The following is a 16,686-nucleotide window of genomic DNA, read 5'->3' as shown; positions in this document are numbered from 1 at the left end:
AGGGGTTTTTTTCTATGTCTGGTATGTGACGCAGCAACCGTGAAAAACCGGAACGATTCTTATTGACTGTATTTTTCACCACTGCTGCGTTAACCGCGTCACAACTTCACAATTCGCGTGCTACACGAAAACCGAGGAAGTCGCCGCGGGTGGTCTTGAGGCGGTCGTTGCGGTTGGCTGAGCGCGAGAAGATCGGCGGCTCGCCCCAGTCGTTGCCACGCATGTGCGCGCGGATGCACGTGGGGTCCTGGATCCAGGCGCTGCCGTCGCTTGGGGCGCCTTCGTAGCTTTCGTGGTAGCAGTCGGCAACCCACTCGTAGACGTTGCCGTGCATGTCGTACATGCCGAAGGCATTGGCCGGGTAGCTGCCCACCGGCGCGGTGTAGGTGTAGCCGTCGCGGGGGCCGTAGGTGTTGGCGTGCTTGCTGATCTCATACTTGCCCGGCTCGTCGAAGGGGAAGGGGAACGGCCCGGTGGAACCACCGCGGGCGGCGTATTCGCGCTCGGCCTCGCTGACCATGCGGTAGGGTTTGCCGGTGGTCTTGGCCAGCCACTGGGCGTAGGCCTGCACTTCGTCGTAGTCGACGCACACCGCCGGCTGGCGGGGGCCTTGCTTGTAGGTCGGCTTGCTGGCCTCGCACCAGCGGCCGGGGCGGTCGTCACCGCTTTTGATGACGGTGCCGGTGGCCTTGATATAGGCATCCAGTTCGCCGGCGGTAACCTGGTAGCGGCTCATGGCGAACGGCTTGGCGAAGGTCACGGTGTGCAATGGGCCTTCGTCGGGCTGGCGGCCGACTTCGTCGTCGGGCGCGCCCATCACGTAGCTGCCGGCGGGCAGCACGACCATTTCCGGGCAGTCCCTGCAGTCTTTGAACACGTCGCCGGGCTTGGCGGCGTGGGCGTAGGCGCTGACCAGCAGCAGGCAGGTGATCTGGGCTGGCCGGTAGAGCCAGGTGGATACGTTCATCGGTGATCCTCGAAACGGGTGAATGCGTGCTGCGTTTCGCATTCAGACGAGCCGGGGCGGTGGAAAATTAACCAGCACTGGCGCCGCACCTATACCGACGAGGTTGTCAGCCGTGAGTCGCCGGGCTATAGTCCAACCCATTGTTCTCTTCCCGAAGACCTGTTCATGCCAGCCAGCCCTTCCACCCCATGCTTTGCCATCGCGCCCGTCGCGGGCATGGTCGTGCGTGGTAGCCAGCAGCCGGTCATGATCAGTCATTACCCACCACCTGTCAGTGGCGTTGTAGGCGGCGTAGCTCCGCCTCCTTGCGTGGTCGTGCTGGGCTGATCGGCTTCTGGCCGCCCCCTTTCGCACACGCAACCTACTGAACACGGTCGGCTACTTCCCTCGCTGAAGCGCACGCCGTCCGTTTGGCTTATCTGCCTATATCAGGTGGCAATACATGTCTGTCTTTAACAAAGCATCCGTGGCCTCGGCGGCCACTACCAGCCTGTTCGTCCTGCTGTGGAGCAGCGGGGCGATCGTCTCCAAGCTGGGCCTGGCGCATGCCAGCCCGTTCGCCTTTCTGCTGTTGCGCTCGGCGCTGGCCCTGGCCGGCCTGTTGATGGTCAGCCCGCTGCTGGGGCTGCGCTGGCCGCGTACACGCGGGGGCATTCTGCGCGCCCTGGGTACTGGGTGTGTGCTGCTCGGCGCTTACCAGATCTTCTACTTGCTGGCGCTCAACACCCACGTCACCCCTGGCGTCATGGCCACGGTGATGGGGGTACAACCGATTCTCACCGTGGTGCTGATGGAGCGTCAGCGCTCCTGGAGCCGCCTGTTCGGCCTGGGGTTGGGGCTGGGCGGCTTGATCATGGTGGTCTACCAGGGCATCAACCTGGGCGGGGTGTCGCTGGCGGGGATGCTGTTCGCCCTGCTGGCGCTGGTCAGCATGACCTTTGGCTCGATCCTGCAGAAGCGCATTACCGACAACCCCATGGGCACGCTGCCGCTGCAATACCTGGCGGGCTTCGCCATGTGCGCGCTGTTCGCACCGCTGCAGCCACTGCAGGTGGCGTGGACCGGCGGTTTTGTCGGTGCGCTGCTGTGGATGGGGCTGGTGGTTTCGCTGCTGGCGACCTTGCTGCTGTACCGCTTGATCGCCAAAGGCAACCTGGTCAACGTCACCAGCCTGTTCTACCTGGTGCCAGCGGTAACCGCGGTGATGGACTTCCTGATCTTCGGTAACCGCCTGGCACCGCTCAGCCTGCTGGGCATGGGGCTGATCGTGGTGGGCTTGCTGTTCGTGTTTCGCAAACCCGCCGCGCGCTTGGCAGAGGCGTAGGCCTTAGCGGAACTCTTCGGGGATGGCGTGGTGCAGTACGCCTTCCTCGAAGTCCAACAAGCCGGCCTCGCGCTGGGTGAGCAGGTAATAGAGCAGGGTGTCGAGCGAACGCTGCGGCGGGACCTCGACCGCCAGCATCTTCACTGCCTGCTCGGTTTCGCAGTTGCAGCCGAAGTCCTGCAAGGCGGCGCGCACCTGGTCGAGGGTTTCCGGTGGTTTGACGATCACCCGGAACACCGAGCTGCCGCTGCTGTGGCACAGTTCGGCGAACCAGGTCTCGCCTTGTTCTTCACGGGTAGCGATGACGTCACCCGGGGCGATGCCGTAGACATGGAAGGGAATGTTGTCGACGGCGTAGCCACCTTCCACGGCCTTGGCCCACAGGCCCTCGACCGAGGCCGGTGGGTAGCCGTTTGCGTCCTGCTCCAGGCGGAACAGGACCTTCTTGTTCGCGCTGCTCATCGTATGCTCCGCCTCAACTGCGCGCCGGCCGCAGTACCAGCCACAGTGCCATGCCAATCAGCAAGCCGCCGTACAGGTGTGCCATCGACAGCGGCTCGTCCAGCAACCACGCCCCCCACAATACGCCGAATACCGGGATCAGGAAGGTCACGGTGCTGGCTTTGACCGGGCCGATTTCTTCGAGCAGGCGGAAGTACAGGATGTAGGCGAAGGCGGTGCACAGCAGGCCCAGGCCCAGCAACGACAGCCATACCTGCCAGCCGCCCCAGCTGGCGGGCGGCTGGCTGAGCGCGCTCCAGGCGAACACTGGGCTTAGCAGCAAGGTGGCGCCAAGCATGCTGCCCAGCGCCGACAGGCGGCTGTCCAGGCCGCTGACCCAGCGGCGCGCGAGGAACCCGGCAAAGCCATAGCAGGTGGTGGCCGCCAGGCAGGCGAGGGCGCCTTGCAGCAAGGCCATGTCCAGCTCTACCGGGCCGGCGCCGCTGAGGATGCCGACGCCAAACAGGCCCAAGAAGATGCCGCACAGCTTCGGCAGGGTCATGGGTTCGCGGAAGAACAGCATGCCGATCAGCACGCCCATCAGCGGCGTGGTGGCATTGAAAATCGCCGAGTAACCGGCCGGCAATACCTGAGCGGCGACGGAATAGAAGGTGGCGGGGATACCGGAGTTGATCATGCCCAACACCAGGCAGGCGCCGAGCTTGCCCTGGAAGTCCCAGCGCACGCGGGCGGCGGCAACGATGGCGACCAAGCCGAGGCAGGCGATGGACACACGGAAGAACGCCGTCGGCACCGTGCCGAGTTCGGGGGCGATGATGCGCATGAACAGGAAACTCGCCCCCCAGACGGCGGCAAGGGTCAGCAGGCGGGCTAGGGCGATGGGGCTCACGGCGGTCTCCGGGTACAGGGCAGGGGCGCGAGTGTACGTCAGGGGCAGGGGGATTCTTGTGCTTTCTTGCGGTGCAATTCGGATCCCTCGAACAGGCCGGTGCTGGCGACACTCCCTCGAGAGTGCGGCTAAGCTGTCTATCTCACCCCGCACCGAGGTGTCCCGCATGACTCAGCACTGGCCTGCCGGCGAGATCGCCCGGATGATCCTCGATGGCTTCGACGACTATCGCGAGCACTTCCGCCGCATCACCCTCGGCGCGCGCGAGCGCTTCGAACAGGCGCGTTGGCAAGATATCCAGCGGGCCGCCGCTGCACGGATCAACCTGTACGAACAGAAGGTCGGCGAGGTCAATGGCTGGTTGCGTGATGCATTCGATGATGAGGTGCTGCTGGAGGTGGAGCAGTGGCCTCTGGTGAAAAGTGCCTACATCCGCCTGATCGACCCACGGCTGGACGATGAACTGTCGGAGACCTGGTACAACTCGTTGTTCTGCAGTTTGTTCAGCCATGACCAGATCAGCGACGGCTGCATGTTCATCCACACCACCCGGCCATCGATCCGCAGCCACCAGCGCGCTGCGCAAACCCGTACCTATTGCCTTGATGCCAGCCTCCAGAGCCTGTTGCGGGCAATCTTCGCTGACTACGCGTTCGCTTATGGCGACCTTGAAAGCGACGTGTCACGGCTTGAAGCGCAACTGCGTGAACACCTGCCGGACTGGGTATGCAAGGACTCGACGCTGACGGTTGAGCTGTTTTCGCCTGTGCTGTACCGCAACAAGGGGGCCTACCTGGTCGGCAGGCTGTACAACAGCGATGAGCAGTGGCCGCTGGTGATCCCGCTGCTGCACCGCGAAGGCCATGGGGTGGAGGCCGATGCGTTGATCACCGACGAGGCCGAGGTGTCGATCATCTTTTCCTTCACCCGCTCGTACTTCATGGTCGATGTGCCGGTGCCGGCGGAGTTCGTCAACTTTCTCAAGCGTATCCTGCCGGGCAAGCATATTGCCGAGCTGTACACGTCGATCGGTTTCTACAAGCACGGCAAGTCGGAGTTCTATCGGGCGTTGATCAACCACCTGGCCAACAGCGATGACCGCTTCATCATGGCGCCGGGGGTGCGTGGCATGGTCATGAGCGTATTCACTCTGCCGGGCTTCAATACGGTGTTCAAGATCATCAAGGACCGTTTTTCGCCGTCGAAAACAGTCGACCGGGCCACGGTGATCGACAAGTACCGGCTGGTGAAAAGCGTCGACCGAGTGGGGCGCATGGCCGATACCCAGGAGTTTGCCGATTTTCGCTTCCCACGTGACAAATTCGAGCCGGAGTGCCTGGCCGAACTGCTCGAGGTAGCACCGTCGACGGTGGTGCTGGAGGGCGACACGGTGCTGATCCGACATTGCTGGACCGAGCGGCGCATGACGCCGCTGAACCTGTACCTTGAGCATGCCAGCGAGGGCCAGGTGCTGGAGGCGCTGGAGGATTATGGCCTGGCCATCAAGCAGTTGGCGGCGGCGAACATCTTCCCCGGCGACATGTTGCTGAAGAACTTCGGCGTTACCCGCCATGGCCGGGTGGTGTTCTACGACTATGACGAAATCAGCTTTTTGACCGAGGTGAATTTCCGCCACATCCCGCCGCCGCGTTACCCGGAGGACGAAATGTCGGGCGAGCCGTGGTACTCGATCGGGCCCCATGACGTGTTCCCCGAGGAGTTTCCGCCGTTTCTGTTTGCCGATATGGGCCAGCGGCGGCTGTTCAGCCGTTTGCATGGTGAACTGTATGACGCGGATTACTGGAAGGGGCTGCAGGCGGCGATACGCGAGGGGAAGGTGATCGATGTGTTTCCCTATCGGCGCAAGGGGCGTTAGGCCTCAGCGAGCGTTGGTCCGCCGAGACCTGGGGTGTTGTTACAGCAGCCTGAGTACGAGGTTGGCACCGGCCCGCAGGTACTCGACCTGGGCCATCAATGCATCGCGGACAATCGCTTCGCCAGTATCCGTGAGTTTGGCGTTCTTGGCCTGTAGCGCTGTCAACTGCAGCAGTTGCATGGTGACGTCCATGGAGTTCATGTAGGCTTTCAGCGTGCTGTTGCGTGTGCCGAACAAGCCAATGAGGTTTTCCATGCGTTTGTCCGCTTCTTCGCGGACCTGCTGGTATTCTTCTATTGATATCACACCGTCTGACGCTATGGTCTTCAACAGTTCGTCAAGCGTGCCTGAAATGAAAGGGTTGAACTCTTTTTTGATTGTCGATTCAGCGTTCATGCACCTGATCCTCGCGATAATGGTAGGGGCATGGCCTGGGTTTCAGGCCAAGCCGACAGCGTGCATGAGCCGATCCAATGCTTGTGTTAGATAGCTGCCACACCGCTACCGCATCAAGGTGATAGCTCAGGCGGGTGCACCTTTCAGGCACTTCAAATCACTGAAATCGGTACGTACTTTGCCCAACCGCTCCTGTAAGAACCGCCGCTGCTGCGGGTGCTTTGCTGCACCAGATCCACCAGCAAGCTGCGCGCCTGCCGCTCGGTGTTCTGATAGGCCGCCTGGTATTCGGGTGTCCACAAACTCTCCTTGTGCTGCAACAAGGTCGCCAGGCGCGGCTCGAAGCTCGCGTCGTTGCGTTGGTTCATCGCCAACAGCAATTGCTGCTGCCAGTGGGCCCGGTTGGCGATCCATTCTCGGTTCTGATCGCCCAGCGCTTCGGACCAGGCCCGCACACGTTGTTTTTGCACCGGGGTCAGCTCGCCAAACCACGGTGTCAGGCGTTTTTCCATACGTTCGGTTCGGCGGGCGATCTGCTTCGGCAGAGGGGTATCCACGTATTGCTTCTGCCGCTCACTGATGTCGTCGCGGAAGGCCGCGCGCATCTCCGCTACCTGGCTGTCGCTCATACCACGCAGCAACTCGGTGGCCGAAGGGGTGATTTCCTCGGCCACCCGGCCAATCGCTTCGCGGGCCTCGCGGGTGCGTTGCTGCAGGGCCTGGTCGGTAACCTGGTCGTCGGCGACCATGCCGCGTATCCGGTCCAGCCAGTCGAGGTAGCCGGGCAGCTGAGTCTTGCAATGCCAGGCCAGGTGCTCCTTGAGCCGGTCGTCGAGCAAAGCCTTCTGCTCGCGGTTCATGTCCAGGTAATCACCCAGCGACCATGGCACCAGGCGGTCGAGGTTGCGGTAGGCCAGGTCGATACGGCTGCAGGCGGCCAGGGCCGCAGCGAAGCCGATGGTGATGAGCAGGGCTTTGGACAGGCGTAGGGGCATGTGCTGTTCCTTGCATTGGCAACCAATCGGTAGAGGTAAGGGTAGCCGCAGGGTTCCACCGTATCGTTGCAATGGCGGTTTCCTTCCATCGGCAATCTCACTATTATTGCGACTAATTCTTATCCGCATCGTTACAAGGATGATTGCGTGTACAAGGTCCCGCCTGCACCGCACGATGACATGCACTGCCTGTACCGCGACCACAGCGGCTGGCTGCAAGGCTGGCTGCGCCGGCGTCTGGGCGATCGCGAGCGGGCGGCGGACCTGACCCATGACACGTTCCTGCGCCTGATCGCCAGCACGGTGGCCCACCCGCTGCGCGAGCCGCGTCATTTTCTGGCGACGGTGGCCAAGCGGGTGATGGTCGACCATTTGCGCCGGCGCTCGCTGGAGCAGGCCTATCTGGAAGCCTTGGCGCTGGAGCCAGAACTGGTTGAGGCGTCACCCGAGCAACGGGTGCTGCTGCTGGAAACGCTGTTGCAACTCGATGCCATGCTCGATGGCTTGAACCACAAGGTGCGCCAGGCGCTGTTTCTTTCCCACCTCGAAGGCTTGAGCTACGCCGAAATTGCCGAACGCCTTGGGGTGTCTGTCAGTTCGGTGACCAAATACATCGCCAAGGCCACCGAGCAGTGCCTGCTGTTTGCGCTGGATGCCGAACTGTGAGCCCGGCGCAGCAACGCCAGGCCCTGCGTGATGCGGCGCAGTGGCATGCCCGCTTGAGTGCCGGGGCGGACTATCAGACGCTGTACCAGCGTTGGCAGGCCTGGCATCAGGGCGACCCGATTCATCAGTGGGCCTGGCAGCGCCTGGAGGCCTTTCACGCCGAGTTGAGCAGCGTGCCGTCGACTGTGGCACAACGAACGTTGGCGGTGGAACAGCCGTTGACTGGCCGGCGCACTGTGCTCAAGGGCCTGGTGCTAGGCCTTGGCGTGTCGGGCCTGGCCTGGACCGGCTACCGCCAGACGCCACTGTGGCTGGCCGATGTACGCACCGCTACGGGGGAACGGCGCCAGCTGCGGTTGGAGGATGGCACACAGCTCACGCTTAACACGGCCAGTGCCGTGGACATACGCTATGACCACCAGCAGCGGCTGATCATCCTGCGCGCTGGAGAAATCATGGTGACCACGGCCAAGGATGCACGGCCACTCAGCGTGCGCAGCCAGCAGGGCGAGATGCGTGCGCTGGGCACGCGCTTTGTCGTGCGCCAGTTGGACGGGCAGACCGAACTGGACGTGCTGGAACATGCCGTTGCCGTGCGTAACCGCCCAGAGACCGAGCCGTTGCGGGTGGAGGCGGGCATGAGCCTGCGCTTTGGTTCCGGGCCACTGCCTGCGCCACAAGTGCTCGACCCCAATCGGGATGAGTGGGTGAATGGCCGGCTGGTGATCGACAACTGGCCGCTGGGCCAGGTGCTGGATGAGTTGCAGCGCTATCGCCCCGGCTTTATCGAGTGTGCCAAGGAGGTTGCCCATCTACGCCTGTCTGGGGCCTTCCCGCTGGACGATACCGCGCGCGCGTTGCAGGCGATTGCCCAGGCGCTGCCGGTGCGGATCGAGACCCGCACGCGATTCTGGGTGAGGGTGCGGCTTTTGGCCTGAAACTGTCATTGGGGCAGCAGATCGTTTTTAAAAATATTTCTCGTTTGCATTGTCGGTTTTCCAATTTCACACGACCCCTCCTGCAAACCGCCACCACAGGCCTTTGAAGGAGCCCCTCATGCCACGCCGCGTTACCCCTCACTGCTACCCCAGAAAACCCCTCGTCGTTGCCATGTTCAGTGCCGCCTTGCTGCTGCAGGCCACGGTGATTCATCCGCTGAGTGCGGCAGGGCAGGCCCGTGCCGTCGAAGCCACTCGCAGCTATGCCATTGCCAGCGGGCCATTGGGCGCGGTGCTCAGCCGCTTTGCCAGCGATGCCGGGGTGGTGCTGTCGTTCGAGGCCGAGCTGACCCAGGGTAAGCACAGTACGGGTTTGCAGGGGACATACAGTGTCGACCAAGGGTTTGCCCGGTTGCTGGCAGGGAGCGATCTACAGGTGATGGCCGCCAGTAATGGAAATTACCTGCTTTTGCCGCGTACGAAGGATGGCGCACTCGAGCTGGGCGCAACCAGCATCAATGCCTCGGGCCTGGGGGCTACGACGGAAGGGACGGGGTCTTATACGACCGGGTCGACCAATACGGCGACCAAGATGAACCTGTCGATTCGAGAGACACCGCAGACGATTAGCGTCATTACCCGCCAGCGCATGGATGACCAGCAACTGCATACCATGAGCGAAGTGCTGACACAGGCCCCCGGAATTACCATGTCCCAGGACGGCGGCGAGCGCTTCAATATCTATTCACGCGGCAGCCAGATCAATACTTACCAGATTGATGGGGTGACCACGACGCAGGAAAACCAGACACGCACCATGCCTGGCACCTTGTTGGACATGGCCCTGTACGACCACGTGGAAATTGTGCGTGGTGCTACCGGCCTGATGACCGGTGCAGGCGACCCCAGCGGCGTAGTCAACGTCATTCACAAGCGCCCGACTGCGTATTTTCAATCCTACGTGCAAGGCACAATCGGCTCTTGGGACTACAACCGCCTCGAAGCAGACGTCTCCGGTCCGCTGATCGACAGCGGCAAGCTGCGTGGCCGCTTCGTGGCTGCCAAGCAGGACAACAACACCTTCATGGACTGGTACAGCCAGGATAAGAACATTGCCTATGGCGTCATCGAAGCCGATGTTACCGATACCACCTTGGTGCGTTTCGGCGTCGACTATCAGACCTACAAGGCCACTGGCGCCCCTGGCGTACCCTTGATGTACAACAATGGCCAGCAAACCAACTTCTCGCGCTCGACCAGCGCCGGGGCACGCTGGGCCTACGATGACTATGAAACCTTCAACTACACCATCAATGTCGAACAGCAGCTTGCCAACGATTGGCAGTTGAAAGTGGCCGCAAACTACATGGACGTAGACCGGGACGTCGGCGTAGCCTACTACGCAACCAACAGCCTGACCTCCAGCCTGGACCCGGCAACCAACCGTGCTAACGCTGAGCGAGGGAAATCGTGGGCTGACCAGACCCAAAAAGGGGTGGACGTGACCCTGCAAGGGCCATTTCAAGCGTTTGGACAGACCCACGAGCTGATAATCGGCTACAACTACCAGCAATATGACAACACGCACTTTTCCTACACCGGCGGCACCCAAGGTTTCGATTTCGATACGTGGGATAACGAACTGCCGAAACCGGCCAGCTACACGCCACTGCTGGACTTCAACATCAACTCACGGCAAAGCGGTTACTTTGCGGCAACACGCCTCAACTTCACCGATGATCTCCACGTGATCCTGGGGGCGCGCGGCAGCAACTACGAATACAACTATTACTCTAAGGTGCTCAATGCCATCCCCGAACGGGACCCTACCGTGTATGGAATGCGCGAACGTGGCGTGGTCACACCCTATGCCGGCATCGTCTACGACTTGACGCCTGAGCAATCGGTTTATGTCAGCTACACCGACATTTTCAAACCGCAATCGAACCGGGACATCGACAACAAACCACTGGATCCCGTGGAAGGCACCAACTACGAGGCCGGTTGGAAGGGTGAGTTCTTCGACCGCCGCCTCAATGCCAACGCCGCGATCTACTACATCAAGCGTGACAATCTGGGTGTTGCCACGGGCGAGACGATTCCAGGTACCAGCGACATCGCCTATAAAGCTGTCAGTGGTGCCGAAACCAAAGGTGTCGACCTGGAGCTTTCCGGCGAGGTACTGCCAGGCTGGAGCGTACAATCCAGCTACAGCTGGTCCCGTACCGAAGACTCCGATGGCAACCGCCAGCTGACCCAGTTGCCCACAGACACGTTGCGTTTCTGGACTACCTACCGCCTGCCTGGCGAATGGGACAAGCTCACCGTCGGCGGTGGCGTCAACTGGAACTCGGGTACGTCACTGTACTTTAGCCGCTACCAGACTCGGGCTAAACAGGATGACTACTATGTGGCCAGCCTGATGGCACGCTACCAAGTCACCGATCACCTCAGCACCACCCTCAATATCAACAACCTGTTCGACGAAAAGTACTATGCGGGCTTTGCTGGCAACTACGGGCACTACGGTGCACCGCGTAACGCCATGTTGAACCTGCGCTACGATTTCTGATCCAGCGCCCCAAAAGCTCAAGCGCAAAGGGGCAACCGTCCGGAAGCTTTGACACCACCCCATGTCTATCCGGAAAATAGCCCCCTTGTCTTGAGGATCATCGGAAATGGCTCTGCTTGGGCGTTACAACAGTTTGCAAATCGTGAAACACGTGGACTTCGGTCTGTACCTGGACGGCGGCGCCGATGGCGAGATCCTGCTGCCCGGGCGCTATATCCCGAAAAACGCCGAGACCGAGGTCGATGACTGGCTGAACGTGTTCATCTACCTGGACAGCGAAGACCAGCTGATCGCCACCACCGAGAAGCCCAAGGTGCAGGTGGGCGAGTTCGCCAGCCTCAAGGTCAAGGACATCAACGGTGCCGGTATCTTCCTTGACTGGGGCCTGTCCAAGGACCTGCTGATGCCGTACTCGGAAGAGGCACGGCCGCTGAAGATCGGCGATTACTGCGTGGTGCACGTGTACCTCGACAAGCGCACCCGCCGCATCACCGCCACCTCGCGTCTGGACCGCTACCTCGACGTTACCCCGGCCGACTACAAGGTTGGCCAGCCGGTCGAGTTGCTGGTGGCCGGCGAAACGCCGATGGGCTTCAAGGCCATCATCAACAACCGCCACTGGGGTTTGATCCACAAGAACGAGGTGTTCAAGTGCCTGCGCTCGGGCATGCACGAGAAGGGCTTCATCAAGGAAGTGCGCCCGGACGGCAAGATCTCGCTGAGCCTGCAGCCGGTCGGCGCGGCCCTGGCAGACACCCTGCAAGAGCAGATCATGGCGCGCCTGGAGGCCGAAGGCGGGGTGTTGGGTGTGTGTGACAAGAGCGATCCTGCGTTGATCAGCAAGCTGTTCAACGTCAGCAAGGGCAACTTCAAGAAGGCCATTGGCGGGTTGTTCAAGCAGGGCCTGATCGTCATCCATGACGATCGGATCGAAAAGGCCTGATCAGGCCTGCACGAAGGTACGGAAGTCTAGCTGCTCACCACCGGGACGGGTGTCGCGCAGCAGCGAGTCGCGGTCGGCGCTGAGGGCCAGGCTGATGGTCGAGCGGCGCTTGCCGGGGTTGCGCACTTCCATTTGCTCCTGGTGAGCTTTGAGGAAGTTGGTAGGCACCTTCAGGTGCTGCAGCTCATCGCTTTCTGGGTTGTGCAGCAGCAAGTTGACCCAGTCGGGCTGGCCCTTGCGCAGCAGCGCCACCGGCACTTCGAACCACCACAGGTTGCGCTTGCGGTCGAGGATGGCGAACAGGGTATTGCTGCTGGTCAGCACCGGCCGGGCCAGTGCTTCGTTGCGCCGGGCAATGGCGGCGGGTTTGTCGAGTTTCATGCAGGTTCCTGCGGGTTGACGCTATGAAGGCCTGCATTGTGAGGGGTGGCACCGGGCGGGGCAAGGCTTGTAACGTGCGGTGCGTATGCGGGCCCTTTCGCGGGCAAGCCTGCGAAAGGGCCGGTACTTCACCGGCGAACCGGCAGGCTCAATTCAGACGTTGCCCCATCGGCAGTGGTCACCGTCGCAGTAAAGCTGCGCAACTCGCCCATATTCTCCAACACCTGCGCAAACCGCGCCTCGCCCTGCGGGTCGCTGTTCACCAGCACGTCCCCAAGGTACTGCTGCGCCTCGGTGCCATCGGCCTCGGCATTGCCAAAGAACTCCACCCGCAGCAGGCTCGACGCCGGCCCCTGCACTTCTCCACGCAACACATTGCCTTCCAGCGCTAACAGCCGTGGTGCCTGCTGGTTATGGTTGGGTAGCGGCTGGCAAGGCTTGGGCTCGCCCTTGGCATCGCAGATGATCGCCTGGTCTTGCTTGGCAAGGTCGGCCCCCACCCCACGCGACCCCACATACAGCGCATGCGCCTGGGCCGGCACGCCAAACACGATGGCGCCGGTGTGCTGGTCGGGCACGCATGAACCGCCGGCCTCGCAGCGGCGGATGTCCTGGCTGTTACCCCAGATGCGGTTGGCGCTCAGGCGCGTGGCGGTAATGTCCGGCTCCGGGCGCAGGGCCACGCCGATGCGGTTGCCGTGGATCAGGTTGCCGTCGAGGATGTTGCCCTCGCCGGTGACGCTGACGCCGATCGAGTTACCGCTGAAGGTATTGGCCGCCAGGTAATTGCGCTTGCCCCAGTTGATCTGCAGGCCGTCGGAGTAGTTTTCGAACCGGTTGCGCACCACGCTGTTGTCGTTGCCCAGCAGAATCTCGATGCCTTGGGAGGGCTCAGGGTTGGCTGCGGTGGAGCGGAACAGGTTGTCGGCCACCAGGTTGAACGCCGCACCGCGGGTCAGCTCCAGGCCGTCGCCGTTGTCGATCAGCTGGTTGCGCAGCACCTTGTTGTTGTTCGTGGTGGTGGCGGTGGGGTTACCGGCGCCGTCGTCGCCGGTCAGCATGATGCCCGCGCCGCCCTTGTTGGCGACGATGCGGTTGTCTTCGATCACGTTGTAGCTTGCGCGGTTGACCAGGATGCCGATGCAGAAATTGCGCACTTCCAGGCCGCTCAGGTGCACGCCCTGGGTGTCACGCAGCACCAGCCCGGGGTTGGTGGTGGTGCGCACGTTGGTGCCGAACTGGCCGGGCAGGGCGCCGGGGCAGGTGTGTACGCCCTGGTCCTTGATGTAGGCCGAGCCGTCGATGGCGATGTATTGGCCGTTTTGTGCCCAGGGCAGGCCGGTGATACGTACCGGGCCTTTGATTTCCGGCAGTGCGCGGCTGGGGCGGATGACATAGGGCGGCTTGCCCACGGCCGCAATATCGATGCGGTAGTGGCCTGGGTTCTGGTTGCTGGTTTCGATGGCCCAGCGCAGCGAGCCGGGTTGGCCGTCGTCGGCATAACGCTCGACACGCAGGGTTTCGGGGCTGGCCGGTGCGGCGGCCAGGGTGGGCAAGGGGAGCAGTGGCAGCAAGGCCACCAGCGCAGGCATCAAACGCATGGGTGTGGGTATCCGAAAACATTGTTCTTATCGAGTGTCCGCCTGCTTCGGGCGGACGTTTGCGGGGATTCTAGGGCAGCCGTACTGACTGCGCAGGGGCGCGGTGGCGATTGGGTGCGGTATTCGCCCGCAGATTTACCGCTCGGCTTATGGAAGGAAAATTCGTTGAAACTCCTGATGAAGGCGTTGGGTCCACCTACTGTCGACACGGTCCACGTGTCTCCATTTGCAGGAGTTTTGCCATGAGCGGTACCAAAGACAAAGCGAAAGGCCTGGCCAACGAAGCGATCGGCAACGTGAAGCAGGGAGTCGGCAAGGTGACCGACAACGACAAGCTGCGGGCCGAGGGCAAGGCACAGGAACTCAAAGGCGAGGCGCAGCAAATCAAGGGCAATTTGAAGGATGCGGTGAAAAAGCCTTGATTCGAGGTGGTTTGTGCCGCCCCCTTCGCGGGCAAGCCCGCAAAGGGGGCGGCACTGTCGTAAGCAAATTCTTCAATCATGGCCGGGAGCAGCACAGCAACGACAGGGTCTATTAGACTTGCCTGTTGTAATGATCAAGCGGCGAAAGGAGACGCTATGATTTTCCCCGACCTGCGCGGCCTGCCCCTGCACCGCGTGCTGGTACGCACCGTCAAGGAATTCCTCGACGACGAGATGTCCACCTATGCCTCAGCGCTGGCGTATCAGGCGCTGTTCTCGCTGTTCCCCTTCCTGTTGTTTCTGATTGCCCTGATCGGCTTTCTGCACTTGCCGGACTTCTTCTCCTGGCTGCGCTTGCAGTCGGAACTGGTGTTACCGCCCCAGGCGCTGGAGCAGGTCAACCCGGTAATCGACCAGCTGCAGCAGTCCAAGGGCGGGCTGTTGTCGGTAGGTATCGTGATTGCCTTGTGGACTGCCTCTGCCGGCGTGCGCCTGATGATGAGCGCCATGAACGCCGCCTACGACGTGCCTGAAGGCCGCCCGGTGTGGAAGCGCATCCCGCTGTCCATTTTCTACACCGTGGGCCTGGCCGGTATGCTGCTGGCGGCCGCGGCATTGATGGTGCTGGGCCCTCAGGTGATGGAGTGGATCGCTGCCCAGATCGGTATGCAGGAATTCATCGTCACCCTGTGGACCATCCTGCGCTGGCCGGTGATCATCATCCTGTTGATGGTGGCGGTGGCGCTGATCTACTACGTGATGCCCGACGTGAAACAGAAGTTTCGCTTCATCACCCCAGGCTCGGTGCTGGCGGTGGTGGTGTGGATCGTGGCCTCACTGGGCTTTGCCTATTACGTGAAGACCTTTGCCGACTACAACGCCATGTACGGCAGCATTGGTGCAATCATCGTGCTGTTGCTGTATTTCTATATCTCGGCCGCCGTGCTGCTGCTCGGCGCCGAAATGAATGCGGTGATCGAGCACATGTCAGCCGAAGGCAAGAACCCGGGCGAAAAAGACTTCGACGGGGAAAAGCCCAAGGAAACCTTGACGGTACTGGGCCACGAGCACCCGAACCCGAGCGAGCCTCATACCGTCGAGCCGAACCCCCGATGATCCGTGACATTCTCAAGATGGGCGATGAACGCCTACTGCGCATCGCCCCGCCAGTGCCTGAGCACATGCTCGGCACTGCCGAACTGCAGCAACTGATCGACGACATGTTCGAAACCATGCGCCATGTGGGCGGTGTGGGCCTGGCCGCGCCGCAGATCGGCATCGACCTGCAACTGGTGATTTTCGGCTTCGAGCGCAGCGAGCGTTACCCCGATGCCGAGGCGGTGCCGCAGACCATTTTGCTGAACCCGGTCATCACCCCGACCTCCAGCGAGGTCGAGGACGGTTGGGAAGGTTGCCTCTCGGTGCCCGGCCTGCGTGGCGTGGTGCCGCGCTTCAAGCATATCTGCTACGAAGGCATCGACCCCCAGGGCAACCCGATCAACCGCTTTGCCGACGGCTTCCATGCGCGGGTCGTGCAGCACGAGTGCGACCACTTGATTGGCCGACTGTACCCCTCGCGTATCCAGGACTTTGCCAAGTTTGGTTACACCGAGGTGCTGTTCCCTGGGCTTGAGGTCAGCGACGACTGACCCCGCTGCAAGGCGACAAGGCATTTGCTGCGCTGGTAGCGTTGCAGGCGGCCGGCCAAGGCTTCTGGCAGTTGTTGAGCCAGGTCGAAACCCAGGCGCTGATAGAAGGGGACAAGGTCGGGATGGCAGAACAGCCAGACAGGCCTGCGAGCCTGTACCAGCGCCGCCTCCACCAACCGTGCTGCCACCCCCTGACTGCGCTGCTGTGGGTCGACGAACAGGCCGGTCAGCCAGAAACCCTCACCCACCGCACTCAGGCTCAGCCCGGCAATGATGCCTGGGGCCCTTGCTACCCACAGTTCGGCGTCGCTTGCCGCGCGCATGCGTGAGCCGTGCTGGCGATAAAAGTGGTCCAGTAAACGGCGTTCTATGTCCGAAAGTTTCGAACAGGACATTTTTTCAGAAATGGCGAGCCCTACCCTGAAACGTGGCCAGAGGCTCTGGCCTGATGATTTGCGGCCACTTTGTCGCAGATTGTTGCAAAACCGGCAAGGGTGAATATCCGACTCTGGGGTTCAACTATTGCTGGCCGGGAGTAGAATTTTACTCGTCCCCCCTGGCAGTACGAAGCGGGATCGGTACTTCGTGCCATCTTCACCGTAGAT

General features: G+C 61.7%; 17 protein-coding genes and 1 pseudogene. 10 read left to right on the top strand and 8 right to left on the bottom strand.

Translation table 11 applies throughout. From position 1 onward, the window contains the following. Positions 1-106 precede the first annotated feature (106 nt). Positions 107-967 carry a formylglycine-generating enzyme family protein gene (locus AB5975_02340; GenBank protein XDR20815.1) on the bottom strand — a complete coding sequence of 287 codons (861 nt, stop codon included), beginning with the start codon at positions 965-967 and terminating at the stop codon, positions 107-109. Positions 968-1,132: 165 nt separating this feature from the next. Here AB5975_02340 and AB5975_02335 point away from each other — a divergent pair, with 165 nt between their 5' ends. Both AB5975_02335 and AB5975_02330 read left to right on the top strand, forming a co-directional pair. After that, the gene (locus tag AB5975_02335) at positions 1,133-1,294 is read left to right on the top strand and encodes a hypothetical protein (GenBank protein XDR20814.1); all 162 of its coding nucleotides are present in this window, start codon (positions 1,133-1,135) and stop codon (positions 1,292-1,294) included. Between the two features lie 115 nt (positions 1,295-1,409). After that, on the top strand, positions 1,410-2,291 hold the full coding sequence (locus AB5975_02330) for a DMT family transporter (GenBank protein XDR20813.1): 882 nt from the start codon (positions 1,410-1,412) through the stop codon (positions 2,289-2,291). Between the two features lie 3 nt (positions 2,292-2,294). Here AB5975_02330 and AB5975_02325 read toward each other — a convergent pair whose 3' ends face one another. Together AB5975_02325 and AB5975_02320 are read right to left on the bottom strand one after the other, a co-directional pair. Next, positions 2,295-2,753, bottom strand: coding sequence for a DUF4265 domain-containing protein (locus AB5975_02325; GenBank protein ID XDR20812.1), 459 nt, complete (start codon positions 2,751-2,753; stop codon positions 2,295-2,297). 13 nt (positions 2,754-2,766) lie between these two features. After that, the gene (locus AB5975_02320; GenBank protein XDR20811.1) at positions 2,767-3,642 is read right to left on the bottom strand and encodes a DMT family transporter; all 876 of its coding nucleotides are present in this window, start codon (positions 3,640-3,642) and stop codon (positions 2,767-2,769) included. A gap of 166 nt (positions 3,643-3,808) precedes the next feature. Here AB5975_02320 and aceK point away from each other — a divergent pair, with 166 nt between their 5' ends. Continuing rightward, positions 3,809-5,518, top strand: a complete 1,710-nt coding sequence (aceK, locus tag AB5975_02315; protein ID XDR20810.1) for a bifunctional isocitrate dehydrogenase kinase/phosphatase — start codon at positions 3,809-3,811, stop codon at positions 5,516-5,518. A 39-nt stretch (positions 5,519-5,557) separates the two neighbouring features. On the opposite strand, the gene AB5975_02310 is transcribed toward aceK, so the two are convergent. Both AB5975_02310 and AB5975_02305 read right to left on the bottom strand, forming a co-directional pair. Further along, positions 5,558-5,914: a hypothetical protein gene (locus AB5975_02310; protein XDR20809.1), complete on the bottom strand. Its 357-nt coding sequence runs from the start codon at positions 5,912-5,914 to the stop codon at positions 5,558-5,560. A 126-nt stretch (positions 5,915-6,040) separates the two neighbouring features. After that, positions 6,041-6,909, bottom strand: a pseudogene (locus AB5975_02305) (DUF6279 family lipoprotein). A 147-nt stretch (positions 6,910-7,056) separates the two neighbouring features. Between AB5975_02305 and AB5975_02300 the strand changes: the two are divergent. The 4 genes from AB5975_02300 to AB5975_02285 all read left to right on the top strand — a co-directional run bounded on the left by AB5975_02300 (position 7,057) and on the right by AB5975_02285 (position 12,028). Continuing rightward, positions 7,057-7,575 carry a sigma-70 family RNA polymerase sigma factor gene (locus AB5975_02300; protein ID XDR20808.1) on the top strand — a complete coding sequence of 173 codons (519 nt, stop codon included), beginning with the start codon at positions 7,057-7,059 and terminating at the stop codon, positions 7,573-7,575. Continuing rightward, positions 7,572-8,513, top strand: coding sequence for a FecR domain-containing protein (locus AB5975_02295; protein ID XDR20807.1), 942 nt, complete (start codon positions 7,572-7,574; stop codon positions 8,511-8,513). The genes AB5975_02300 and AB5975_02295 overlap by 4 nt, the downstream gene beginning before the upstream one ends. 118 nt (positions 8,514-8,631) lie before the next feature. Continuing rightward, positions 8,632-11,085, top strand: a complete 2,454-nt coding sequence (locus AB5975_02290; GenBank protein XDR20806.1) for a TonB-dependent siderophore receptor — start codon at positions 8,632-8,634, stop codon at positions 11,083-11,085. Between the two features lie 106 nt (positions 11,086-11,191). Continuing rightward, complete coding sequence (locus AB5975_02285; GenBank protein ID XDR20805.1) at positions 11,192-12,028, top strand: S1 RNA-binding domain-containing protein; 837 nt, start codon at positions 11,192-11,194, stop codon at positions 12,026-12,028. On the opposite strand, the gene AB5975_02280 is transcribed toward AB5975_02285, so the two are convergent. Continuing rightward, the gene (locus tag AB5975_02280) at positions 12,029-12,409 is read right to left on the bottom strand and encodes a hypothetical protein (protein XDR20804.1); all 381 of its coding nucleotides are present in this window, start codon (positions 12,407-12,409) and stop codon (positions 12,029-12,031) included. It lies immediately after the preceding gene. Between the two features lie 128 nt (positions 12,410-12,537). Next, complete coding sequence (locus AB5975_02275; GenBank protein XDR20803.1) at positions 12,538-14,010, bottom strand: nitrous oxide reductase family maturation protein NosD; 1,473 nt, start codon at positions 14,008-14,010, stop codon at positions 12,538-12,540. A 242-nt stretch (positions 14,011-14,252) separates the two neighbouring features. On the opposite strand from AB5975_02275, the gene AB5975_02270 reads away from it, so the two are divergent. From AB5975_02270 to def, 3 genes are all read left to right on the top strand, one after another. Next, positions 14,253-14,432: a CsbD family protein gene (locus AB5975_02270; protein XDR20802.1), complete on the top strand. Its 180-nt coding sequence runs from the start codon at positions 14,253-14,255 to the stop codon at positions 14,430-14,432. A gap of 156 nt (positions 14,433-14,588) precedes the next feature. Beyond that, positions 14,589-15,548: a YihY/virulence factor BrkB family protein gene (locus AB5975_02265; GenBank protein ID XDR20801.1), complete on the top strand. Its 960-nt coding sequence runs from the start codon at positions 14,589-14,591 to the stop codon at positions 15,546-15,548. After that, entirely contained in the window at positions 15,545-16,081 is a 537-nt protein-coding gene (def, locus tag AB5975_02260; GenBank protein XDR20800.1) for a peptide deformylase, read from the top strand. Before AB5975_02265 ends, def begins: the two co-directional genes overlap by 4 nt. On the opposite strand, the gene AB5975_02255 is transcribed toward def, so the two are convergent. After that, a complete protein-coding gene (locus tag AB5975_02255; protein XDR20799.1) occupies positions 16,036-16,404 on the bottom strand; it encodes a GNAT family N-acetyltransferase in 369 nt (122 codons plus the stop codon). The genes def and AB5975_02255 overlap by 46 nt on opposite strands. Between the last annotated feature and the right edge of the window lie 282 nt (positions 16,405-16,686).

It is taken from the genome of Pseudomonas putida (genome assembly GCA_041071465.1).
In the GTDB taxonomy this organism is placed as follows: Bacteria; Pseudomonadota; Gammaproteobacteria; order Pseudomonadales; family Pseudomonadaceae; genus Aquipseudomonas; species Aquipseudomonas putida_P.
Note: the sequence above shows the minus strand (reverse complement) of the source record. Positions and strands in the feature narration are given on the sequence as shown.